This window comes from Arthrobacter sp. NA-172 (genome assembly GCF_043952055.1).
GTDB lineage: Bacteria > Actinomycetota > Actinomycetes > Actinomycetales > Micrococcaceae > Arthrobacter.
Window position 1 is genome coordinate 2,069,738 of record NZ_JBINOT010000001.1, and the last position, 22,923, is coordinate 2,092,660.

General features: G+C 61.3%; 14 protein-coding genes, 3 rRNA genes and 4 pseudogenes. 7 read left to right on the plus strand and 14 right to left on the minus strand.

Translation table 11 applies throughout. From position 1 onward, the window contains the following. Window positions 1-68 precede the first annotated feature (68 nt). Window positions 69-1,058: pseudogene (locus ACF0H6_RS10250) on the minus strand (LLM class flavin-dependent oxidoreductase). Between the two features lie 170 nt (window positions 1,059-1,228). On the opposite strand from ACF0H6_RS10250, the gene ACF0H6_RS10255 reads away from it, so the two are divergent. After that, entirely contained in the window at window positions 1,229-1,663 is a 435-nt protein-coding gene (locus ACF0H6_RS10255; protein WP_395249507.1) for a GNAT family N-acetyltransferase, read from the plus strand. A gap of 66 nt (window positions 1,664-1,729) precedes the next feature. Here ACF0H6_RS10255 and ACF0H6_RS10260 read toward each other — a convergent pair whose 3' ends face one another. Continuing rightward, entirely contained in the window at window positions 1,730-2,281 is a 552-nt protein-coding gene (locus ACF0H6_RS10260; RefSeq protein ID WP_395249508.1) for an NUDIX hydrolase, read from the minus strand. Between the two features lie 380 nt (window positions 2,282-2,661). On the opposite strand from ACF0H6_RS10260, the pseudogene ACF0H6_RS10265 reads away from it, so the two are divergent. Further along, window positions 2,662-4,273: pseudogene (locus ACF0H6_RS10265) on the plus strand (ABC-F family ATP-binding cassette domain-containing protein). 123 nt (window positions 4,274-4,396) lie between these two features. Here ACF0H6_RS10265 and ACF0H6_RS10270 read toward each other — a convergent pair. After that, a pseudogene (locus ACF0H6_RS10270) lies at window positions 4,397-5,565 on the minus strand (DDE-type integrase/transposase/recombinase); the annotation flags it as partial. A gap of 217 nt (window positions 5,566-5,782) precedes the next feature. Beyond that, the gene (locus tag ACF0H6_RS10275; protein WP_395249509.1) at window positions 5,783-6,361 is read right to left on the minus strand and encodes a DinB family protein; all 579 of its coding nucleotides are present in this window, start codon (window positions 6,359-6,361) and stop codon (window positions 5,783-5,785) included. A gap of 84 nt (window positions 6,362-6,445) precedes the next feature. Here ACF0H6_RS10275 and ACF0H6_RS10280 point away from each other — a divergent pair, with 84 nt between their 5' ends. Next, entirely contained in the window at window positions 6,446-7,003 is a 558-nt protein-coding gene (locus tag ACF0H6_RS10280) for a dihydrofolate reductase family protein (RefSeq protein WP_395249510.1), read from the plus strand. A 134-nt stretch (window positions 7,004-7,137) separates the two neighbouring features. Further along, window positions 7,138-8,130, plus strand: a complete 993-nt coding sequence (locus ACF0H6_RS10285; protein WP_395249927.1) for a hypothetical protein — start codon at window positions 7,138-7,140, stop codon at window positions 8,128-8,130. 14 nt (window positions 8,131-8,144) lie between these two features. On the opposite strand, the gene ACF0H6_RS10290 is transcribed toward ACF0H6_RS10285, so the two are convergent. The 10 genes and pseudogenes from ACF0H6_RS10290 to rpmB all read right to left on the minus strand — a co-directional run bounded on the left by ACF0H6_RS10290 (window position 8,145) and on the right by rpmB (window position 20,393). Next, a complete protein-coding gene (locus ACF0H6_RS10290) occupies window positions 8,145-8,345 on the minus strand; it encodes a hypothetical protein (RefSeq protein WP_395249511.1) in 201 nt (66 codons plus the stop codon). After that, the gene (locus ACF0H6_RS10295; protein WP_395249512.1) at window positions 8,320-10,119 is read right to left on the minus strand and encodes an NHL domain-containing thioredoxin family protein; all 1,800 of its coding nucleotides are present in this window, start codon (window positions 10,117-10,119) and stop codon (window positions 8,320-8,322) included. The genes ACF0H6_RS10290 and ACF0H6_RS10295 overlap by 26 nt, the downstream gene beginning before the upstream one ends. Further along, window positions 10,119-12,276, minus strand: a pseudogene (locus ACF0H6_RS10300) (cytochrome c oxidase assembly protein). Before ACF0H6_RS10300 ends, ACF0H6_RS10295 begins: the two are co-directional and overlap by 1 nt. A gap of 106 nt (window positions 12,277-12,382) precedes the next feature. Further along, window positions 12,383-12,667, minus strand: a complete 285-nt coding sequence (locus ACF0H6_RS10305; RefSeq protein WP_028267655.1) for an HU family DNA-binding protein — start codon at window positions 12,665-12,667, stop codon at window positions 12,383-12,385. A gap of 825 nt (window positions 12,668-13,492) precedes the next feature. Beyond that, a 5S ribosomal RNA gene (gene rrf / locus ACF0H6_RS10310) occupies window positions 13,493-13,609 on the minus strand. Window positions 13,610-13,772: 163 nt separating this feature from the next. After that, window positions 13,773-16,921: ribosomal RNA gene (locus tag ACF0H6_RS10315) — 23S ribosomal RNA — on the minus strand. A 606-nt stretch (window positions 16,922-17,527) separates the two neighbouring features. Beyond that, window positions 17,528-19,049 (minus strand): 16S ribosomal RNA (locus ACF0H6_RS10320). The 16S, 23S and 5S rRNA genes sit together here, the layout of an rRNA operon. Before the next feature lie 633 nt (window positions 19,050-19,682). Next, complete coding sequence (rpsN, locus tag ACF0H6_RS10325) at window positions 19,683-19,988, minus strand: 30S ribosomal protein S14 (protein WP_395249513.1); 306 nt, start codon at window positions 19,986-19,988, stop codon at window positions 19,683-19,685. Between the two features lie 2 nt (window positions 19,989-19,990). Beyond that, window positions 19,991-20,158 carry a 50S ribosomal protein L33 gene (gene rpmG / locus ACF0H6_RS10330; protein ID WP_003798558.1) on the minus strand — a complete coding sequence of 56 codons (168 nt, stop codon included), beginning with the start codon at window positions 20,156-20,158 and terminating at the stop codon, window positions 19,991-19,993. Window positions 20,159-20,165: 7 nt separating this feature from the next. Continuing rightward, window positions 20,166-20,393, minus strand: a complete 228-nt coding sequence (gene rpmB, locus ACF0H6_RS10335; RefSeq protein WP_395249514.1) for a 50S ribosomal protein L28 — start codon at window positions 20,391-20,393, stop codon at window positions 20,166-20,168. 462 nt (window positions 20,394-20,855) lie between these two features. Here rpmB and ACF0H6_RS10340 point away from each other — a divergent pair, with 462 nt between their 5' ends. The 3 genes from ACF0H6_RS10340 to ACF0H6_RS10350 are packed head-to-tail and all read left to right on the plus strand — an operon-like array spanning window position 20,856 to window position 22,905. Continuing rightward, window positions 20,856-21,194 (plus strand): hypothetical protein, encoded by a 339-nt coding sequence (locus ACF0H6_RS10340; protein WP_395249515.1) that lies wholly within the window; start codon window positions 20,856-20,858, stop codon window positions 21,192-21,194. Beyond that, entirely contained in the window at window positions 21,124-22,335 is a 1,212-nt protein-coding gene (locus ACF0H6_RS10345; protein ID WP_395249516.1) for a ferric reductase-like transmembrane domain-containing protein, read from the plus strand. Before ACF0H6_RS10340 ends, ACF0H6_RS10345 begins: the two co-directional genes overlap by 71 nt. Window positions 22,336-22,338: 3 nt before the next feature. Then, entirely contained in the window at window positions 22,339-22,905 is a 567-nt protein-coding gene (locus ACF0H6_RS10350) for an FMN-binding protein (protein ID WP_395249517.1), read from the plus strand. Window positions 22,906-22,923 lie beyond the last annotated feature (18 nt).

Consider the following 22,923-nt stretch of genomic DNA (forward strand, 5'->3'; position numbering starts at 1 on the left):
CTGCGAGTTTGTGTACAGATCATGCCCCTTCAGATCGCGCTTAAGGGACACGATCTGTACACAAACTCCTACACCCGGGTCAGCCCCACAGCCTCCGCCACCAGTTCTACGGAACGCAGGCGCTGCTCGGTACCGCCGCTTTGGTGGGCGACGATCAGTTCGTCCGCGTCGGCGTGCCGGGCGAATTCGTCGAGGTAGTCCCGCACAACCTCGGGCGTGCCCACTGCCGAATACTTGAACATCTGGGCAATGTGCTGGCCCTGGGGGAATCGAAGATGAGATCCGCCTCGTCGGCCGTGAACTCACGGCCACCGCCGAAGAGCAAGGAGACGCGGGCACGCTTGATCTCCAGGAAAAAGGCGCTGGGCCTCGCTGGCGGAGTCTGCGGCCACCACGTTGACCCCCGCAATAACATAGGGTTCCTGCAATTGCTCCGAGGGCTTGAACTCGCGGCGGTAAATGGCAACGGCGTCCTGCAAGGCGTTGGGCGCGAAATGCGAGGCGAAGGCGTAGGGCAGGCCGAGCTGCGCCGCCAGACGCGCCCCGAACAGGGAGGATCCGAGGATGTAGAGCGGCACGTTGGTGCCCTTGCCCGGCGTTGCTTCGACCCCTTGGATGCGCGTTGGACCCGCGAGGTAGCCCTGCAATTCCAAGACGTCCTGCGGGAAGGTGTCCGCGGACATTGGATCGCGGCGGAGTGCCCGCATGGTGTTCTGGTCGCTTCCGGGCGCCCGTCCCAAGCCAAGGTCGATACGGCCCGGGTGCAGCGTCTCAAGGGTGCCGAACTGCTCGGCGATGGTGAGCGGCGAGTGGTTGGGCAGCATCACGCCGCCGGCACCGAGCCGGATGGTGCTCGTGTTGGCGGCAATGTGGGCAATCAGCACGCTCGTGGCAGAGGACGCGATGGAGCCCATGTTGTGGTGCTCGGCGTACCAGATCCGGCGGTACCCGAGCCGCTCGGCAAGTTGCGCCATGGCGACGCTCCCGGCGAAACTCTCTGCCGCCGTCTGCCCTCTGCCGATAATTGCCAGGTCGAGGATGGAGAGGGGAACAGTCACGTGGTGCCGGCCTTTCGAAGATGATTTCGTTCAAGGGGCCGGTTTCCCGGCCACTCTTGCGACAACGACGGCGGCGCCCGGGTTATTTCTCTCGCTTGCGTGGTTTCCGTCTCAGCGTGGCCGTTGCGTGACCCTTCGGGACCTCGCATCCCTTGGGGTTGAATAGTCCAGTGCCTGCTGAATTCTCGCTCCGTCCCGCCCTGCCTACCGATGCCGGCTGGATCGCGGAACTGCGCGCCGTCGTCATGCGTCCGGATTTGGAGCGGCTTGGGCGTTGGGATCCGGTCCGGGTCCGGGAGCGCTTCTTAAGTGCCTTCCAGTCGGATCACACCTTCGTCATTGCTGTGGGAGGGCAAGCTGCGGGTGTCATCGCTGTCCGCCCGGAGCCAGATGCATTGTGGATCGAGCACTTCTACATCGCTCCCGGATTCCAGGGGCGAGGACTTGGGGCCGGCGTACTCCGTCGGATCATGGGCCAGTCCAGGGACCATCGACCGTTCCGGCTCAACGTGCTCCAGGGAAGCCCGGCCCGGCGCCTCTACGAACGCCACGGCTTTGTCCTGGAGACTCAGGATCCGGTAGACGTTTTCATGGTCGCGTCCTGAAGTACTTCCTGGCTCAGCTTGTGGATGATCGGATGGCCGCCTTCACGCCAAGCCTGCCGTGAACCGTTAACCGATCTGTGTCCCACTCTGTGACATCGCTGCGTGCCGGACGCGTTCCAAGCGCGCGCCGAACCCTGCGGGCACTTGAATTGGCATTTCGTTGATCGGGAACCAACGGACGTCCTCGCTTTCATCACTCACGGAGACCTCCACATCCGGGGCGGTGGCCGCAGCGAAGCCCACATCCCAATGGGCGGAACACGAGAATCCCGCATGTAGATCGTGTCGGTCAAGATCCATGATCCCGGGAGAAAGCAAGACAAGGTCGCTAATTCCGGACTCCTCCCGGGCTTCCCTTTGTGCCGCTTCCGCGACCGATGCGTCCTCCGACTCGATGTGACCGCCGAACTGTACCCAGAACTGCCCCTTGCGATGGAAACACAGGAGAACACGATCGAATTCAGGCGAAAAGACGAAGCAGGACCCGGTGACATGCTCCGGGCCGCCACTTCGACGCAACGCGGCGTCCCCTGCTGATTTTAGGAATCGCAAATACGCGTCTCGCGATCCCGATTCAGGAAGTGCACTAAGGCTGGTGAGCAGATTGGCAAGAGGCATCCTGCCATCTTGCCGCACGAGCCAACGAACAACTCAATGCCACGACGAAGTGTATGTATCGAAGCGATAATTGGCAGCGTCTATCCCCAATTGGCCGCATAACACCTTTGTCGATATGGTTTTAGCTATGGAGATTGAGGTCGACAGAGCCTAGCCACCTGTCGTTCGGTGGCCACCCGGTTGATTGCGCTCATGCGCACCCGGTGAAAAATCTCCCTCTCAGCTGTCTGCAGTCGCTGTTCCGGCGGCCCGGTTTCGCTGATAGGTCCGTGCGTCAGGTGCAGTGCCCTCCGAAGTAGCGCGCCTTTTCGCGCCTCGGAGAGAGCACGTTGACCCATGACTGCGCCCCTTGATGGGCAAGAACTAAAGGATTCTGTCTCATGTCAGCACAATCAGCCATCACGTTGCATGACCTGTCATTCGAGTGGCCTGACGGCACTCCCGCTCTTCACCGGCTCAATGGCACCATGACCACCGGCCGGACTGGATTGGTCGGCCGCAATGGCGCAGGAAAATCGACCCTGCTCCGTTTGATCGCCGGCAAACTGACGCCGACCCTGGGTCGCGTCGAAACCGTTGGTGACGTCGGCTACCTCCCCCAGACTTTGACCCTCGGGCGGCACACGACGATCGCCGCGCTCCTCGGCATCGACAGCATACTCACGGCGCTCCATGCCATTGAGAGTGGCGACGTTGACGAGCGCCATTTCGACGCCGTCGGCGACGACTGGGACATAGAGTCGCGGGCAGACGAGGCGCTCCACGAAATCGGATTCTCCGCGGACGATCTCAACCGACAGGTCGGGGAGCTCTCAGGCGGCGAAGCGGTGCTCATCGCACTGACCGGGCTGCGCATCCGCTGCACCCCGGTGACGCTTCTCGACGAGCCAACCAACAACCTTGATCGGCGCGCCCGGGCCAAACTTGCCGACTTCGTCGATAGTTGGCCGGGCACCCTCGTGGTAGTCAGCCATGACCTCGAGTTGCTTGAGCACATGGACTCCACAGCTGAGCTTCATTCCGGCAAGCTTGACGTGTTTGGTGGCCCTTACAGCCTTTTCACCGAACATCGGGAACAGGAGCAGGCCTCCGCAATCCAGGCAGCACGCAGCGCCCAGCAGGCGCTGAAGGTCGAGAAAAAGCAGCGCGTCGAAGCCGAAACCAAGCTTGCCCGCCGTGAGCGCACAGCGAAGAAAACCCAGGCCAGCGGCGGCATCCCGAAGATACCTGGCCGGCAACCGTGCGAGCAAGGCGCAGGCATCGGCAGGCTCGATGCGCTCAACCCTCGACGACAAAGTGCTCTCAGCCCAGGCCGCCGTCGACGCCGCCGATGCGAGAGTGAGGGAGATTGAGCAAATCCACCTCACTCTTCCCGATCCCGACGTGCCGCGGAGCCGCCGGATCGCCGAGCTGTGCGACGGCTCCCGGACGATTGTCATCCAGGGTCCCGAGCGCGTGGCCCTGGCGGGACCCAACGGTGCCGGCAAATCGACGCTCCTCAAGCACCTCGTCGAGGGGCGCCCCGCAGAATCCTCGGGCGGGATCAGCGGAAGGCTGCTGACCGAGCGTGTGGGGTATCTCCCGCAACTGCTCGACGGACTGGACGATTCCCGTTCGGCGCTGGAGAACGTGCGGGAGGCAGCGCCGGCGGCCGCGCCCGGGGACATCCGCAATCAACTCGCACGCCTCCTCATCAGGGGATCCACGGTTGATCGCCCGGTCTCCAGCCTGTCGGGAGGTGAACGGTTCCGGGTCAGCCTCGCGAAGCTGCTCCTGGCGGAGCCGCCCTCCCAACTGCTGATCCTCGACGAACCGACGAACAACCTCGACATCGCCAGCGTCGAGCAGCTCGCCGAAGCCCTGGACGCATACCGTGGCGCACTGCTGATCGTGAGCCACGACGTCGGTTTTCTGAGTCGCCTGAACATCAACACAGTTGCTGAGCTCGACGGCCAAGGGAGCCTGCGGGAGCGCACGGAGCCACTCGCCTAGGTAGCCTCCTGAAGAGATCAAGCACTTGGCTTTCACAAAGGACCTGGCGCCCATCGAGAGGTGAGATCTCGGGCCTTTCGCGGGCTGTGATGTCTCGGCACATCGTGGACACTTCATGTCTCGGGACATCGTGGACGGTTCATGTCTCAGGACATTGTGGACAGTTGGTTGGCCATAAATCCGCGGGGTTTGTTGTTGCCGACGTAGTTCGTGCCTTTCGGAGGGCGCTGGTGGCTGATGATTTCCGTTCCGCGGGTGTCGAAAAACATGATCGTTTCATCGTCGTAGAGGACGTGAATTTCGTGGCCGATGTATTCCTTGCCGAGTTTGAAGCGGGTGCCGACGACGGTGGCCTCGCCGTGTAGATTGGCGGTTCGCCGGACGCTGCGGCGTGCGTTCGCTTTGGTGGTTTCCGGGGTGGGCGGCTGCGGGGGCATGGCCTTCGGGGTGGTGTTCCATGCCTCGATCGGCGTTGTTCCGGGCGGGAGCGACTGGTGTTCGCGCTCGGTGTTGTAGTACTGGTCGAACGTGTCGATGTGGGCCTGGAGCTCTTCCATCGTGGCAGCCGGCGGTTGCTTGTTCAGGAATCTGTGCAGCGTCCGGTGGAAGCGTTCGTTCTTGCCCTGTGTGGTGGGTTTGTATGGTTTGCCGGTGATCGGTTCCACGCCTAGGGATTTCAGGTAGTCCACCAGGGCCCCGGTCCGTCCCATCCGGGTGGGGTTGAACGCGGATCCGTTGTCCGAGAGGAACTTCCGCGGTACTCCGTGGCGTTCGATCGCTGTTTTTACGACCCGGATGGCCGCTTCGCTGGTCTCTCCGCTCGCCACGAGCGAGGCCAGCGCCAAACGGGAGTGGTCATCGACGATCTGAAAGATTGCAACCTTCGTTCCCTTGGCAAGCATCCACTCGGTCGAGTCGATCTGCCAGCACCCGTTGGGCTCCGGATAAACGAACCTGCGAAGAGCGCTGCGGGGCTTCTTCCGTGGTTCCGGGACCACGACCCCGGCCCTGGTGAAGATCCGGGCCAGAGTCGCGCGGGAGGGCGGCTCGAAGCCTTGCCGGCGCATTTTCGCGGCCACACTCAAAGGCCCGTGGTCATAACCGGCCTGCTCCAGGGAATCCCTCGTCAACAGCGCCACTTCAACCATTCCCGAGCCGATTTGCGCCGGGCTGCTTTTCGGTTTCGTGGACCCCAATTCCATGGCCCTGATCGATCCGGAAGCCTCGGCCGCGGCCCTGACTTTATAGAACCAAGACCGGGACACTTTGTGCTGCCGGCAGAACCGCGCCACTGCACCCCTCGGAGCGTCCTCGGGCCATGTCGCCACCAAAAGCCGGATCTTGATATCCGGAGTGAAATTGCTCATGACCAGAGCAAATCCCGCCATAGTGTCCACGAAGTCCTGAGACACACTGTCCACGATGTCCTGAGACAGAAGTGTCCATTAAGTCATGAGACTCCACAAACCTTTTGCGCGCTCAAAGAGCCGAGATCTCACCCCTCGATTGCTACCCCACAGCCTGGCGCGCCGCGGCTTCGATTCGGGCCCGGTGGGAGGCCCATTCTTCGCCGCTGCGCTGCGACAAATTCGGGTCTCCCGGGCCTTTCCCGGCCGATCCGTCGATGAGCTCACGCAGTATGTCGGCATGCCCCAAGTGCTGGGCTGTCTCGACGCACATGTGCACCAGGATCTGATGGAGCGTCACGTGGCGCCGCTCGCCGGACCACCACGGCACTTCCCCCGGAGCGTCGAGCGGGAGCGCCTCGATGGTTGCATCGCTGTGCTCGGCCGAGAAATGGTGCAGTTCGATGATCTGCGCCCTGGTCTCCTCCGACGGGACCCACAAGTCCGCGTCCGCCTCGGCGCCGTCGTCGAGCCATGGCAGTTCCCGGCCACTTGGCCGGCCGAAAACCTCTCCGAAGTACCCCAGTTCCACGCTGGCCACGTGCTTGACCAATCCCAGGAGGTTGGTGCCGGTAGGGGTCATGGGCCTGCGGACGTCGTACTCGTCGAGTCCGTCGAGCTTGGCGAGGAGCTCGCCGCGGCGGGCGCGCAAGTATTTGAGCAGAATCGCTTTGTCATCCATGCCGGGCACTATACCGTTGCGCGTACGCACGCGCCGGAGGATGGCGCACTTCTCAACGGCACGGCGCGTGAGTACGGTCGGTGCATGGCCAAACTGATCTATACGGGAATCATGTCCTTGGACGGTTACACCGCCGATGCTGCCGGCAGGTTCGACTGGAGCATGCCCGACGAAGAAGTGCACGGTTTCATCAATGACCTGGAGCGGCCCGTCGGCACCTATCTCTTGGGGCGACACATGTACGAGGTCATGTCTGTTTGGGAGGACATGTCCCTTTCCGGGGAGCCGCCCGTCATACGGGACTACGCCAAGATTTGGCGGGCCGCGGACAAGATCGTGTACTCCACGACCTTGGCGAGTCCGTCCACTGCCAACACGCGCATCGAACGCGATTTCGACGCCGGGGCAATCCTCGCGCTGAAAGAGGCCGCCGAGAGGGACATGTCCATTGGTGGCACCATGCTCGCCGCCCAGGCCATCAAAGCCGGCTTGGTGGACGAGTTCCGTCTCCTCCTCACGCCGATCGTCGTCGGAGGCGGGAAGCAATACCTTCCCGACGGCGTCGGACTGGCGCTCGAGCTGCTGGACGAGCACCGCTTTGGAAACGGCGTGGTCTATCTTAGGTACGCCAGACGCACTTAACCTCATCCCGTCGGCGCCGCCCAGACGGAGCTCCGAGCCGCCGTCAGGCCCCTCCCGCAGCGCGTTCGTTCGTCACGGGAGGAGAAGGATGCCCAAGTATTCCGAAAACGGCAGGTAACGTAAAGGGCGTGCAGTTGAGTCAAGCGTTGGTCAAGACCGCGGCCGGGTGGCTGCTCGGCCTAATGCTTGCTGTGGCGGCTGCGATTGTTTGCATCAATCTCGTGAGCAACTCCATAGCCAGTCCGCAGCAGCAGGTTCGTGAATACATCGGAGCCCTCCAGAAGGGGCACGGCGGGGAAGCCCTCGGGCTACTCCACGCCTCCGTGCCCAATGCCAACGCGGCCATGTTGGACGGGACCGCGCTGCAGACGGCCGCCTCGAAGATCACCGACATCAAGATCGGCAACGCCGAATCGCGCGGCGGCAACCGGGTGACAGTGCCCATGGACTACCAGATTGACGGCAGGGCGCTGCACTCGGATTTCGTGCTTGAACGGACGGGCACCGAATGGCTGTTCTTCGGCAAGTGGTCCTTCGTGCCAACATCTTTGCCCACCCTCGAAGTGACCGTGGTCAACGACAATGAGGCCACTCTCAACGGTGTCCCTGTGAGCCTGCCTAATGGCCGCAACAGCTTTGCCGTCTTTTACCCTGGCCAATACGAAGCGAGCCTCGCCGGCAAATACTTCGCCGCACCGTCCACCAGCACGTCAGTGACCGCCAGCGCTTTGACCGAGGCACCCCTCAACCTCTTGACGAAGCCAACGGATGCGATGATCCAGGTGGTCAACGGCAAGGTCAAGGACTTCCTGGACAACTGCGCCGCCACCGCCACGCAGCAGCAAAAGCTCCAACCCGACTGCCCGTTCTACCATGTGACCAACAGCCGGGTTGTGGACGGAACCATCAAGTGGCAAATCACTGAATACCCGAAGGTCAGCATCGATCCGTTTGGCGGTCAATGGGTCGTGGCACCCCTGAACGGCAAGGCGAGGGTAACCGCCCGCGAAGTCGATCTCTTCAGCGGACAGGTGGGCGACCTCGACGCCGTCCACGATTTCAGCTTCACCACGCGGCTGGATGTAGGCAGAGACGCCATCACGGTGACGCCATTGGTGAGCTTCTAGCTCCCGTCGCCGGCTTAGTCCATCCCGCGCAGGTCAAGCACCAGCTCAGTGTCACCGTCCGCCTGAAGAACCACGGGGATGCCCCAGTCCTGCTGGTACAAGTGACAAGCGGCGTGATCCGGAATCTCGCCGTCCTCGGTCTCCGCCCCATCACAGGCCGCAGCGCGCGCCGTAATGTGGAGGATGCCCTCAGGAACGTCCGCGGACAGCTCCAAGGTCCGCAGCAGTCCCACTGAGGTACCGCCGCCCGAAACCAGCAGCTCTGGCGGGGTCGAGGAGATCTTCAGCTGCGTCGGGTCGCCCCAGCGGTCGTCGAGCTTCTGTCCGGTCGGAGCCGTGAAACGTACCTTCAGTTCCAGGTTGCCCTGGGGCGACGGGGCTCTTGGGCCGCTGCGTCTGCGAGGCACCCTCGTCCACCTGCTGGGCTTCCTTGGGGATCGGGACCAAAACCAGTTGGTGTTTGTTGGACTCCACCACCACCAGCAGCGGTTCGCCGCCTTCGGGGTAGACCACGACGACGTCGCTCGGCTCGGCGAGTCCCCTCGCCAAGGTGGATACCGTCTTAGTCGCCGGATCGTAGCGACGCACGGCACCGTTGTAGGTGTCGGCGATGGCCACCGAACCGTCCGGGAGCACTGTGACACCGAGGGGGTGCTGCAGCCGGGCTTCGCCGGCCTCGCCATCCCGGAAGCCAAAATCGAACAGGCCCTTGCCGACAGCCGACTCAACAGTCACGCCATTTTCGCCAAGAACCAGACGGCGCAATGCCGAGGTCTCGGAGTCGGCCACCCAAATGTCCCCGGAGGCATCCACGGCGAGGCCGGAAGACTGCGCAAACCACGCTTCCTCTGCTGGCCCGTCCAACAAGCCCTCGAGGCCCGAGCCAGCCAGGATGGACACCTCGCCGCTCAAAGGCTCGAAAGCGAAAATCTGGTGGGTGCCGGCCATCGCGATGACAACGCGCTGCAGCTTCTCGCTCCACACCACGTCCCACGGCGATGACAAGGACACCCCAGTGCCGAGACCCAGCACCCCGACGTCGACGGCGTCGGCCGCGAAGTCAGCCGGACCGGCGTCGTGATGTTCCGACCAGGTCCCCGCGCCGCTGTCCGTCACGCGGGCCGGACCGGCGTCGAGCAGGCGCTGGACGCCGTTGCCCGCAACGGTCTGTACGTAGCCCGAGCTGAGGGTGACGCCGCGGAGGCGGTGGTTCACGGTGTCCGCAACCACGGCTTCGTAGCCGAGCTTCCACGCGAGATCTGCTGGCAGCACGGCAACACCCTGCGGCTCGTTGAACTGTGCGACTTCCGCGACGCCGTCCAGGTAGCCCTTGGTTCCGGAGCCGATGACGCGCTCCACGGTCTCAAGGTCCGGGCGCAGTTCCACCAAACGGTGGTGGCCGGAATCGACGACCAGGTAATTGCCGTTGTCCAGCTGGGTCGCCTTGCCGGGGAAACGCAACGTGCCCGACGTCGGGACAGGAGCCACGTAGGGACCGTCACCGCGGTGGAGGGTCCCCTTGGCTTCGTGCTCAGCAACGAGTTCCTCAACGAGCACCGCAAGTCCGCCTGCATGGCCCTCGCCGGAGAGGTGCGCCACGATGTAGCCCTCGGGATCCACAACCACCAAGGTGGGCCAGGCGCGGGCCGCGTAGGCCTTCCACGTGGCGAGCTCGGGGTCGTCCAGGACAGGATGGTGGATTTCGTAGCGCTCAACGGCAGACGCGAGCGCAACGGGATCGGCCTCGTGCTCAAACTTGGGAGAGTGCACGCCCACCGTCACCAGGACGTCGGAGTACTTTTCTTCGAGCGGGCGCAGCTCATCAAGGACATGCAGGCAGTTGATGCAGCAGAACGTCCAGAAGTCCAGCAATACGATCTTGCCGCGCAGGGCTTCCAGGTCCAGGGACTTCCCGCCGGTGTTGAGCCAGCCGCGGCCCACCAGCTCAGAGGCACGGACACGCAGTTGGGTGCGTACGGATTCGCTCATCAGCGTCCTTCCAGATTGGTTTTACTCTCGGGCTGCTTTGATGCCCGATCAGCTAGCTTGGTGTCGCGGTCTGCGAGCCGCGCAAACATATCGTTATAAGCATTAAGGTCGGCGTCGTTATTCCTGTCGGCTGCCCGGTCGGTCCGTTTCGTCTCCCGCTCGTCCGAGCGGGACCACATGACCGCGACGCCGATCGCCACCAGCAGGGTAGGAACTTCGCCGATCCCCAGGCCACGGCGCCGCCCATCTGCTGGTCCGCGAGGGCCGAAAGTCCCCACGTCCGGCCGAGGTTGCCGAAGTAGTCGGCAGCGAGCAGTCCGGTGCCGCCCATGATGGACACGCCGAAGAAGGCGTGGAAGCCCATGGTGGCCAGCAGGAGGAGCAGCCGCATGGGATAAGGGGCCCGGCGGGGCAACGGGTCCGTGCCGATCATCGTCAGGACAAAGATGTAGCCGGTCAGCGTGAAGTGCAAGTTCATGAGCTCGTGGCCCACGTGCTCACGCATGGCCCAGCCGAACGCGTCCGAGAAGTAGAACAGGACGATCGAACCGGCGAAGTTCGCGGCGGCAAAGAGCGGGTGGGTCACCACTTGGGAGAACTTCGAATGCACGAACACGAGCAGCCACTCGCGAAGCCCACGGGAGCCGTCCCCTCGGGATCCCTCGCCACGCGACGGCAAAGCACGCAGGGCGAGCGTCACAGGCGAACCCAGGACGAGGAACAGCGGAGCCACCATGGTCAGCGCCATGTGGTCCACCATGTGCGCCGAGAACAGCACGCGGCCGTAGACCGACGGCGGCCCCGACGTGATGTACGTCAGCACCACCAAGCCGATCATCCAGTTCACCGCCCGGAACCAAGGCAGGAGTCGCCGCGCTTCCGAACCTTGACCATGCCCAGGATGTAGCTCACCGCGCCGAAGAGTGCCACGGAAACCCAAAGCCAGTCGAATCGCCATTCGGTCAGCCATCGCGCGGGCGTCAGTTCGGGCGGCAGTTCATAACCGGACAGGATGAACGCGGGCGAGGCATCCGGCGCGTAGGTGGCGAGCTGCGGTGGAGCCGAACTGGCTAGCGCAACGGCGAGTCCCGACGTCGCGCCCATCACCAACAACTCCACCAACACAAGCTGCCACAGCACACGGCGCGTGGTCATCGATTTGCGGCCCAGCTGCGGGATCACCCACTGGCGGTGCATGAAACCAATGCCGCCGAGGACAATCGTCGCGAATGCCTTCGCCAGGATGATCTGCCCATAGGGGGTGCCGACCAAGGCCGAAAAGCTCGTGACACGAATGCTCGCGTTGATGACGCCCGAAGCGAAGACCAGCACGAACGCAAAGCCGGCCAACGCAGAGAAGCGGCGAAGGGTCTGCTCGGTGATGTCCTTGGTGCCCTTCGAACCCCGGAGAATCCCGGACAGGGCAGCGAGCATGATGATGCCACCCACCCAAGTGGACACACCTACCAAGTGCAGGCCGAGGGAATTGATGGCGCCTTCGTGGTCGTTTGAACTCGCGGAGTGGCCGATCAGTGCGCTTGGCACGAGGCCGCCCAAGGCCAAAACGAGCGTCAGCGCGAGGCCTGCCAAGGAGCGGACGCCGAATAGCGCCGTCGTGACAATCGCGGCGATGATCGTGACGGCGAGCCACGCCTGGCCCGTCTGGATGTCGGTCATGAAGTAGACCAGGGAGGCGGTGAACTGCGGGTCCCCGGACAGGCTTTGGCCGGCAACGTCCGCATAGGTCAGGACAAGGACCGCGACGGCGGAGAGCGTCCAGGCCGCGCCTGCTGCTGCGGCTATGGCCAAGGCCCGGGTAAACGCCGGGTGCTCAGCGGCGTCGTCCTCCTTCGACTTGGACGCATTCCTTGGGAGGATCACGACGGCGAAGATCAGGCCGCCGATCACGGTCGCCAGAGACACGTTGTGGATGGCCTTCGCAACGGGCAGTCCCCAGCGGACCAGTGCGCCGGGATCAGACACATGGCGGGCGGCTGAGGCGCCGGAGAAGATCAGGGCGGCCGCGAGGCCCAGGAAAAGCATCGCCAAGCCCGCCAACTGCCACGGCAAGGTAATCCCTTCCACGGCAGCGCCCGCCTTGGTTCCCGGCTTGGAAGCGGGCGAAGGGGCGGTGGCTGGAGTCTTGGCTGATGGCACCTATCCATTGTCCGCTAACGCGGGCGGCGCGGCGAATCGAACGGATTAAAGCAGAAAGGCGGCAACCTGTTGGTTGCCGCCTTTCTGAGGCGTTTGCCGAAGTGTCTTACTTCTTGGAGACAGCTGCCTTCAGCTTGGAGCCAGCAGTCAGCTTGACGCTGTGGCCGGCTGCGATCTGGATGGTTTCGCCGGTCTGCGGGTTGCGGCCCGTGCGGGCTGCGCGGTCGGTGCGCTCGATTGCGAGCCAGCCCGGAATGGTGATCTTCTCGCCAGCGGCGACGGAAGTCTCGAAAACTTCGAACAGTGCATCGAGCACGGAGTTGACTGCGGCCTGGCTGGTGCCAGCCTTGCCAGCTACCTCGGAAACCAGTTCGCTACGGTTCTTAGCCATTTGTGTCCTCGCTGGACTTTACGATTTTGGAGCTCACACACGGCATGCGCGCGAGCCACTGTTCGAAAACTTACCAGCTTGGGCGGACGAGGCCAGCAAATTCCGCGTGTTTCCGCGCTTTTTTGACCAAATTCACCCTATTTCGGGCGTATTTGGGGGTCAATTCCGCCGCGGGCGAACTCCGACCCCTTCCGACGCGCTCACTTATGTGGGTCCCCCGGTCGACCTTCGCTCACTTATGGCGGTTGCCGGCTGACGCCCGCTCACTTATGTAGGTCCCGGGCGTTCATACGTGAGCGGGGGTGTGGTCGCCCCGGTGCGTGCCGGGGTGTTTGGGTCAGGTCCCGGGCGTTCCTACGTGAGCGGGGGGTGGTCGCCCCGGTGCGTGCCGGGGTGTTGGGGGTATTGGACACAACGTGTGTATGGGAGGGGCGGGTTGTTCGGGTGGACGTCCCGGCGTGAGCCGGAGGGCTGGATTGGACGCGTTCCGGGGATGGCTGTTGCTCCGGCCGGGCCTGTGACCCCGCGCAGGGGCTGGGCGATACGGTAAATGGGTTTCGACGCGTGAATTCCGGTGTCGACAGGGATTGAGCGCACCCGCAAGAATTTTGTGCGTCGCGAGGTTCCGGGGGTTGCAGGGACGAGGGCTTCCGGCGCCGTACAGGCTGGGCCGGACCGCGCATGACCCGCCCGGGATTTACCCACGTTTTGTCCCATGACCCCCGGGCCGGCTGGCGGGGCCGGGTTTGGTTGGGTGTGTTCCGGGGGGGGGTTAATGGGGAGACCCCCGACCTGGTGGTTGGGGGGTCTCGACCTGTACTGGTTGTCCGGCGGTGTCCTACTCTCCCACACCCTCCCGGGTGCAGTACCATCGGCGCTGTGGGTCTTAGCTTCCGGGTTCGGAATGGGACCGGGCGTTTCCCCCACGCTATGACCGCCGTAACCTTTTCACCCGTCACCAACCCTTTGGGGGGGTGGTGTGGGAAGTGTTGTGGTTGCGGCTGTTGTGTTGTGACAGTCGTGTTATTCAGTTGTGGTTTTTTGTCCCCGTGCAACAGTGTTGTTGTCTGGGAACCACATAGTGGACGCAAGCAGTTTTGTTTGTGTGATGTAAGTTATCGGCCTATTAGTACCGGTCAGCTTCAACAGTCTTTAGTCCTGTCTTCCACATCCGGCCTATCAACCCAGTGGTCTGGCTGGGGGCCTCTCACACACGAGGTGTTTGGAAATCTCATCTTGAAGCGAGCTTCCCGCTTAGATGCTTTCAGCGGTTATCCCATCCGAACGTAGCTAATCAGCGGTGCACTTGGCAGTACAACTGACACACCAGAGGTTCGTCCGTCCCGGTCCTCTCGTACTAAGGACAGCCCTTCTCAAATTTCCTGCGCGCGCAGCGGATAGGGACCGAACTGTCTCACGACGTTCTAAACCCAGCTCGCGTACCGCTTTAATGGGCGAACAGCCCAACCCTTGGGACCTACTCCAGCCCCAGGATGCGACGAGCCGACATCGAGGTGCCAAACCATGCCGTCGATATGGACTCTTGGGCAAGATCAGCCTGTTATCCCCGAGGTACCTTTTATCCGTTGAGCGACGGCCATTCCACAATGTACCGCCGGATCACTAGTCCCGACTTTCGTCCCTGCTTGAGATGTCTCTCTCACAGTCAAGCTCCCTTGTGCACTTACACTCGACACCTGATTGCCAACCAGGCTGAGGGAACCTTTGGGCGCCTCCGTTACTTTTTAGGAGGCAACCGCCCCAGTTAAACTACCCATCAGGCACTGTCCCTGACCCGGATCACGGGCCGAAGTTAGATGTCCAAAGTGACCAGAGTGGTATTTCAACGATGACTCCACCCGAACTGGCGTCCGGGCTTCAACGTCTCCCACCTATCCTACACAAGCCACTCCGAACACCAATACCAAACTATAGTAAAGGTCTCGGGGTCTTTCCGTCCTGCTGCGCGTAACGAGCATCTTTACTCGTACTGCAATTTCGCCGAGTTTATGGTTGAGACAGCGGGGAAGTCGTTACTCCATTCGTGCAGGTCGGAACTTACCCGACAAGGAATTTCGCTACCTTAGGATGGTTATAGTTACCACCGCCGTTTACTGGGGCTTAAATTCTCAGCTTCGCCTTGCGGCTAACCGGTCCTCTTAACCTTCCAGCACCGGGCAGGAGTCAGTCCGTATACATCGTCTTGCGACTTCGCACGGACCTGTGTTTTTAGTAAACAGTCGCTTCCCCCTGGTCTCTGCGGCCCCGATCCCCTCCCGGTCGCTAGTACCGTTCAAGGTTGGGGCCCCCCTTCTCCCGAAGTTACGGGGGCATTTTGCCGAGTTCCTTAACCATAATTCTCTCGATCGCCTTGGTATTCTCTACCTGATCACCTGTGTCGGTTTGGGGTACGGGCAGCTCGAACCTCGCGTCGATGCTTTTCTAGGCAGCATAGGATCACCGGATCCCCCCTTGCGGGAGTCCCGTCAGATCTCAGGCACGTCATCCAAGACACAGCGACGGATTTGCCTATCGCTGACCCTACATCCTTAGACCGGGGCAACCATCGCCCGGCCCGGCTACCTTCCTGCGTCACACCTGTTAATACGCTTACCTCCCGGGATCAGATCCCGCGCTCGGCCAAAACCCGCACACCACAAGGGTGATTGGGCAGGCTCCGGGCGGTTAGTATCCCCCGATCAGCATGGGCGGTCCTTCGCCGGTACGGGAATATCAACCCGTTGTCCATCGACTACGCCTGTCGGCCTCGCCTTAGGTCCCGACTTACCCAGGGCAGATTAGCTTGACCCTGGAACCCTTGATCATTCGGCGGACGGGTTTCTCACCCGTCTTTCGCTACTCATGCCTGCATTCTCACTCGTGTAGGCTCCACCGCTGGTTTCCACCGCGACTTCACCGCCCACACGACGCTCCCCTACCACTCCAGAGGACTGAACCACGAAGGCTTGTCTATACTCTGAAATCCACAACTTCGGCGGTGTACTTGAGCCCCGCTACATTGTCGGCGCGGAATCACTTGACCAGTGAGCTATTACGCACTCTTTCAAGGATGGCTGCTTCTAAGCCAACCTCCTGGTTGTCTTCGCAACTCCACATCCTTTCCCACTTAGCACACGCTTAGGGGCCTTAGTTGGTGGTCTGGGCTGTTTCCCTCTCGACTATGAAGCTTATCCCCCACAGTCTCACTGCTGCGCTCTCACTTACCGGCATTCGGAGTTTGGCTGACGTCAGTAACCTTGTAGGGCCCATCGGCCATCCAGTAGCTCTACCTCCGGCAAGAAACACGCAACGCTGCACCTAAATGCATTTCGGGGAGAACCAGCTATCACGGAGTTTGATTGGCCTTTCACCCCTACCCACAGCTCATCCCCTCCATTTTCAACTGAAGTGGGTTCGGTCCTCCACGACGTCTTACCGTCGCTTCAACCTGGCCATGGGTAGATCACTCCGCTTCGGGTCTAGATCACGCCACTACACTCGCCCTGTTCAGACTCGCTTTCGCTACGGCTACCCCACACGGGTTAACCTCGCGACGTAACACTAACTCGCAGGCTCATTCTTCAAAAGGCACGCCGTCACACCCATACAGACAAGCTGCAGATGCTCCGACGGATTGTAAGCACACGGTTTCAGGTACTGTTTCACTCCCCTCCCGGGGTACTTTTCACCTTTCCCTCACGGTACTGGTCCGCTATCGGTCATTAGGAAGTATTTAGGCTTATCAGGTGGTCCTGACAGATTCGCACGGGATTTCTCGGGCCCCGTGCTACTTGGGATCCTCTCCAGGCGGTGCACGACATTACGGTTACGGGGCTCACACCCTCTACGGCCGGCCTTTCAAGACCGTTCACCTATGCCCACACTCTCACCCCACCGGTCCGGCAGAACCAGTACGGAAAGTCCCACAACCCCGCCCATGCAACACCCGCCGGCTATCACACATGGAACGGTTTAGCCTCATCCGCGTTCGCTCGCCACTACTAACGGAATCACTCTTGTTTTCTCTTCCTGCGGGTACTGAGATGTTTCACTTCCCCGCGTTCCCCCCACGCACCCTATGTGTTCAGATGCGGGTCACCAGATCACGCAAAACGCGTCTGGCGGGGTTTCCCCATTCGGACATCCTGGGATCACCGTTCGGTTATCAACTCCCCCAGGCTTATCGCAGATTCCTACGTCCTTCTTCGGCTCCTAATGCCAAGGCATCCACCGTGTGCCCTTAAAAACTTGACCACACAAAAACAACACAAATTTCGAGAGAACCACAGACACCGACACACACCCCCGAAGGAGCGCACACCGGCACCAGGTTCATAAAAAGAAATTGCTGTAGACACGGAACAAACCCCAAAAGGCCTGCCCATGTCAGATGCTCGCGTCCACTATGTAGTTCTCAAACAACAACCCCGTACCACACACCCCCCACACCAAACAGCGTGAAAAGCCATGCAGCCAGGAAACCAGAAACACCCAAAACCACCACCAACCCCACCCCAGCACCCCACCCCCAAAAAACAGGGAAGGACACACAAAGGTGACACCAGCGACGGGCCTGTTGCCTCAGGACCCAACAGTGCGCCAAACACAACCCCCGCAACCCACACCCCGGCACGTTCCCAACACCCCGCACCCGCACCCCCCAAAAGGGACACAGGACACACAGGACGCCGTACTGGCACCAGGACACAACCACGGAAAAGGCCATGCCAAAAATTTGATTCGTTGATATTCCACCCATGAGCACCCACCGCAGAACAGACGCCTGCGCAATGGGCTTTGCTTCCAATACACCCCCCACCCACCATGCGGCAGGAAAAGGGCGATAAAGGCGCTCCTTAGAAAGGAGGTGATCCAGCCGCACCTTCCGGTACGGCTACCTTGTTACGACTTAGTCCCAATCGCCGGTCCCACCTTCGACGGCTCCCCCCACAAGGGTTAGGCCACCGGCTTCGGGTGTTACCAACTTTCGTGACTTGACGGGCGGTGTGTACAAGGCCCGGGAACGTATTCACCGCAGCGTTGCTGATCTGCGATTACTAGCGACTCCGACTTCATGGGGTCGAGTTGCAGACCCCAATCCGAACTGAGACCGGCTTTTTGGGATTAGCTCCACCTCACAGTATCGCAACCCTTTGTACCGGCCATTGTAGCATGCGTGAAGCCCAAGACATAAGGGGCATGATGATTTGACGTCGTCCCCACCTTCCTCCGAGTTGACCCCGGCAGTCTCCTATGAGTCCCCGCCATCACGCGCTGGCAACATAGAACGAGGGTTGCGCTCGTTGCGGGACTTAACCCAACATCTCACGACACGAGCTGACGACAACCATGCACCACCTGTGAACCAGCCTCAAGAGGGGAACGCATCTCTGCGCTTTACTAGTCCATGTCAAGCCTTGGTAAGGTTCTTCGCGTTGCATCGAATTAATCCGCATGCTCCGCCGCTTGTGCGGGCCCCCGTCAATTCCTTTGAGTTTTAGCCTTGCGGCCGTACTCCCCAGGCGGGGCACTTAATGCGTTAGCTACGGCGCGGAAAACGTGGAATGTCCCCCACACCTAGTGCCCAACGTTTACGGCATGGACTACCAGGGTATCTAATCCTGTTCGCTCCCCATGCTTTCGCTCCTCAGCGTCAGTTAATGCCCAGAGACCTGCCTTCGCCATCGGTGTTCCTCCTGATATCTGCGCATTTCACCGCTACACCAGGAATTCCAGTCTCCCCTACATCACTCTAGTCTGCCCGTACCCACTGCAGAACCGGAGTTGAGCCCCGGTCTTTCACAGCAGACGCGACAAACCGCCTACGAGCTCTTTACGCCCAATAATTCCGGATAACGCTTGCGCCCTACGTATTACCGCGGCTGCTGGCACGTAGTTAGCCGGCGCTTCTTCTGCAGGTACCGTCACTTTCGCTTCTTCCCTACTGAAAGAGGTTTACAACCCGAAGGCCGTCATCCCTCACGCGGCGTCGCTGCATCAGGCTTGCGCCCATTGTGCAATATTCCCCACTGCTGCCTCCCGTAGGAGTCTGGGCCGTGTCTCAGTCCCAGTGTGGCCGGTCACCCTCTCAGGCCGGCTACCCGTCATCGCCTTGGTAGGCCATTACCCCACCAACAAGCTGATAGGCCGCGAGTCCATCCAAAACCACAAAAGCTTTCCACCAACCACCATGCGGTGACTGGTCGTATCCGGTATTAGACCCAGTTTCCCAGGCTTATCCCAGAGTCAAGGGCAGGTTACTCACGTGTTACTCACCCGTTCGCCACTAATCCACCCAGCAAGCTGGGCATCATCGTTCGACTTGCATGTGTTAAGCACGCCGCCAGCGTTCATCCTGAGCCAGGATCAAACTCTCCGTTGAAGTAAAACAAAAACAGACACAACCACAACCACCGGAAATAACGGCAGAAACAGCTGCACAAAATTTGAAACCAGCCAAAAAACCAGACCACCACACACGGGGGTGCGGGCAGCCCGGCAAATCAACCAATTCATATAAAATAAACCGGTATCAACAAACTTGGCACACTATTGAGTTCTCAAACAACAGACACACCCGACACCACCCAAACCACACGGTCCAAGATCGCTCCGGAGCAACTTTCCAAACTTACCCGAACTGCGGAACCAAAGCAAATCAACGTTTCCGCGATCCGCCATCCAACAGGGGTCCCCACCCATCCACAGCGCACCAACAAGCACGCCATTTTCAGGCTGTTCATCAAGGGGGTCGGTCGCTAACTTTCCGCATCAGCGGCGGCGACTCGAATTACTTTACACACCCCGCAGACCACACGCAAATCACCCCACACCAAGGCAAAAACCGCGGTAATCCGCGGCAAAACGGGCGATTCCGCACCAGAAGCAGCCGCCGACGTCGTAATTCAGCATTGTGTGGTGCGCCACTTAAGGGGAGGCGCCCCGAACCGCAAGAAGCCGGAACGCAAGAAGGGCCGGCAACCACATGGTTGCCGGCCCTTCTAGTGCTTCTGGATTACCAGGAAGACTTGGTGATGCCCGGAAGCTCACCACGGTGAGCCATGTCGCGGAAGCGAACACGGGAGATACCGAACTTCTGGAAGGTACCGCGCGGGCGGCCGTCGATGATGTCGCGGTTACGCAGACGGATCGGGGAGGCGTTGCGGGGCAGCTTCTGCAGGCCGAGGCGAGCCTCTTCGCGTGCTTCGTCAGTCGCGTTGGCGTCAGCCAGGGTCTTCTTCAGTTCGAGACGCTTGGCAGCGTAACGCTCAACGATGACCTTGCGCTGCTCGTTGCGAGCAATCTTGGACTTCTTAGCCATGTTTAGCGCTCCTCTCGGAATTCGACGTGCTGGCGGATCTTGGGGTCGTACTTCTTCAGAACCAGACGGTCCGGGTCGTTACGACGGTTCTTGCGGGTTACGTAGGTGTAACCGGTGCCCGCAGTGGACTTCAGCTTGATGATCGGACGTACGTCCTTGTCTTTTGCCATTAGAGCTTCACCCCACGAGCAGGATCCCGGCAACGACAGAGTCGATACCGCGAACGTCGATGGTCTTGATGCCACGGGCCGACAGGGTCAGCGTGACGTTACGGCGCAGGGACGGAACCCAGTAGCGCTTCTTCTGGATGTTGGGGTCGAACCGACGCTTGTTGCGGCGGTGCGAGTGCGAAATGCTGTGTCCAAAGCCCGGCTCGGCTCCGGTCACCTGGCAGTGTGCTGCCATGACGACTCTCCTAAAAAATAAACGTAACGGCCAACAGAGTTCCTGCTTGCCGTGCGACGGGCGGCGTCCGCAACCAGTCCACACCGTTTTCGGTAGTTCCCGCAGAGCTTGACCCATGACTGAAATCAGCCAATGATCACCGCTGCGGCGAAGGTAGTGGGTCCCGGACAACAGGCCGGGATACTGGGCGAATACTGGAATGCACGCAACTTGAGCCCCTAACTACCGGCCCGCGGATGTCCCGTTGTTGCCAACAGTTACCGCCAACCGGAGCAATTGCACACGCTCCGCGCCACCTAGCGCCTATTAAGTCTAGGGGCAAGGGCAAATTAAGACCAATCGGGTGTATAAAGGCCCGCTGAAATGCACGGCCCAAGGCCGCCGCCCATACTCACCTCAAGACATAAGCGGTGTCCAGCCCTTTCACAGGAGATCGAAAGGTAGAAGGTTCAATCTTGAACCATGAAGACACAACTCCTCGCCTCCCCGGACCCGCGGGTAGCCACGACTACCAAGCAGGCCGCACGGTCCCCGCGGAGCAATCCCGCCAAGGGAAGGTTCGCCGGACAGCATCGCCGCCGGATGTTCCGAGCGGACATGCTCACGGTTGCGCTGTGGGCATCGCTTGCGGCAGCGCTGGCTTTGTGGCTTGCCGACGGCGGGGTGTCGACGGTAGGGAATCTCACCCAAGCGGTGACCGCCGTCGGGATCGCTGGCCGGACTTGCCGGCATGGACCTGGTCTTCCTGATGCTTCTGCTCGCGGCACGCCTGCCTTTCGTGGACGGCGCGGTCGGGCATGACAGGGCGTTGGAATTCCATCGGAAACTAGGCAAACCGGCGCTCTACCTCTTGCTGGCACACGGACTTCTTGTGGCGACCGGCTACGGCATGGCCGAAGGCCTGAACCCCGTCAGCGAGGCCGTTTCGCTCTGGGTGTTGGTACCCGATATGTGGCTGGCGTTTGTCTCCATGGCGTTGTTCATTGCCGTCGTGGTCACCTCGCTGGTAGCTGTGCGGCGCCGTTTTCCGTACGAATTCTGGTACTTCGTCCACTTGCTTACCTACCTCGCGGTAGCAACGGCATTGCCGCACCAGTTCAGTGTGGGCGGCTTGTTCGCCGCAGGCACCTGGCAGCGCTGGTACTGGCTGCTGCTTTATATCGGAACAGGTTCGGCATTGGTTTGGTTCCGTCTGGCCGTGCCGGTGATGGCGACATTCCGGCACCAGCTAACGGTGCGGCGCGTGGTGCGGGTGGCGCCGGACGTGGTCAGCATAGAAATGAGCGGCCTCCGCCTGAACGAATTGACGGGCGCCGGCGGCAGGTTCTTCGTCTGGCGCTTCCTGGCCCCGGGAATGTGGTGGCAGGCACACCCGTATAGCTTGTCCGCGGAACCGCAAAGAGCTCCGGCCATACCGGGCCGGCTGCCTCGGCAGGACACCTTGCGCATCACCGTCCGTAACCTAGGTACGGGTTCGTCACGGCTGGCCTCTCTCCGCCCGGGAACGAAAGTAGCGATCGAGGGCCCCTACGGCGTCTTCAGCACAGCCGCCCGGAGCCGGGATCGCATCGTGATGATCGGAGCAGGAATCGGAATCACCCCGCTCCGTGCACTCTTGGAATCCACTCCTTTTGCACCCGGCCAAGCGACAGTTCTACTGCGTGGCAGCAGTGAAGGTGAGTTGTTCTTGGGCGACGGAGATCCTGGAGTTGTGCCGGAAACGCGGCGCCACTCTCTTCCACCTGATCGGCCACCGCGCAAGGAATGCCAAGAGCACGTGGCTGCCGGCCTCGGCAGGTGCCGCGCGGCTGCGGGACTACGTACCGGACATCGCCGACGCCGATGTCTACATCTGCGGCCCATCCGCCTGGGCGCGCCAGGTCTTGGCCGACGCGAAAAGCTCCGGCGTCCGGGAGGAACAACTCCACTACGAAAGGTTTGACTGGTGAGACTCAGGGCAGGAATATCAGCGGCGCTTGCGTCAGCGGCAATCCTCCTCGCCGGATGGCAAGCAGGGGCGCATGTGGCCGAATCCAACGCATCAGCCGTCGCGACGTCCTCCACAGGAGGAAACACGGGCACGACGGCGAATGGAACCACCGGGAGCAGCGCTTCCGGATCGTCCTCGGGAACCAGTTCCAGCACAGGTTCCGGGTCCAGTTCCAGCACAGGTTCCAGTTCCAGTTCTAGTTCTAGTACGGGAGCGACGGCGAAGGCAGGCGCGTCGGCCAAAGCGGGCGGCACTTACGCAGGCACCGCCGTGGACACCCGCTTCGGAACGGTTCAGGTCCAAGTGACGGTCAAGGCCGGAGTCATCACGGATGTCACGGCCTTGCATCTGACGGACCAGGAGCAAAGGTCCGTCCAGATCAGCGCCAGGGCCGCGCCGCTCCTCCGTTCCGAAGTCCTGAGCGCGCAAACTGCCAACGTCCAAACCATCAGCGGGGCCACCTATACCAGTGAGGCGTATTTGACGTCCCTTCAGGCAGCCCTCGATGCAGCCCACTTCTAAGCCCAGTGAGCCGGGACG

Excerpts from the sequence above, each read along its gene's own strand:
- ACF0H6_RS10260 (WP_395249508.1), bottom strand. The coding sequence starts at position 2,281 with ATGCCTCTTGCCAATCTGCTCACCAGCCTTAGTGCACTTCCTGAATCG.
- rpsN (WP_395249513.1), bottom strand. The coding sequence starts at position 19,988 with ATGGCTAAGAAGTCCAAGATTGCTCGCAACGAGCAGCGCAAGGTCATC.
- rpmG (WP_003798558.1), bottom strand. The coding sequence starts at position 20,158 with ATGGCAAAAGACAAGGACGTACGTCCGATCATCAAGCTGAAGTCCACT.
- ACF0H6_RS10340 (WP_395249515.1), top strand. The coding sequence starts at position 20,856 with ATGAAGACACAACTCCTCGCCTCCCCGGACCCGCGGGTAGCCACGACT.
- rpmB (WP_395249514.1), bottom strand. The coding sequence starts at position 20,393 with ATGGCAGCACACTGCCAGGTGACCGGAGCCGAGCCGGGCTTTGGACAC.
- ACF0H6_RS10275 (WP_395249509.1), bottom strand. The coding sequence starts at position 6,361 with ATGGATGACAAAGCGATTCTGCTCAAATACTTGCGCGCCCGCCGCGGC.
- ACF0H6_RS10345 (WP_395249516.1), top strand. The coding sequence starts at position 21,124 with ATGGACCTGGTCTTCCTGATGCTTCTGCTCGCGGCACGCCTGCCTTTC.
- ACF0H6_RS10295 (WP_395249512.1), bottom strand. The coding sequence starts at position 10,119 with ATGAGCGAATCCGTACGCACCCAACTGCGTGTCCGTGCCTCTGAGCTG.
- ACF0H6_RS10280 (WP_395249510.1), top strand. The coding sequence starts at position 6,446 with ATGGCCAAACTGATCTATACGGGAATCATGTCCTTGGACGGTTACACC.
- ACF0H6_RS10305 (WP_028267655.1), bottom strand. The coding sequence starts at position 12,667 with ATGGCTAAGAACCGTAGCGAACTGGTTTCCGAGGTAGCTGGCAAGGCT.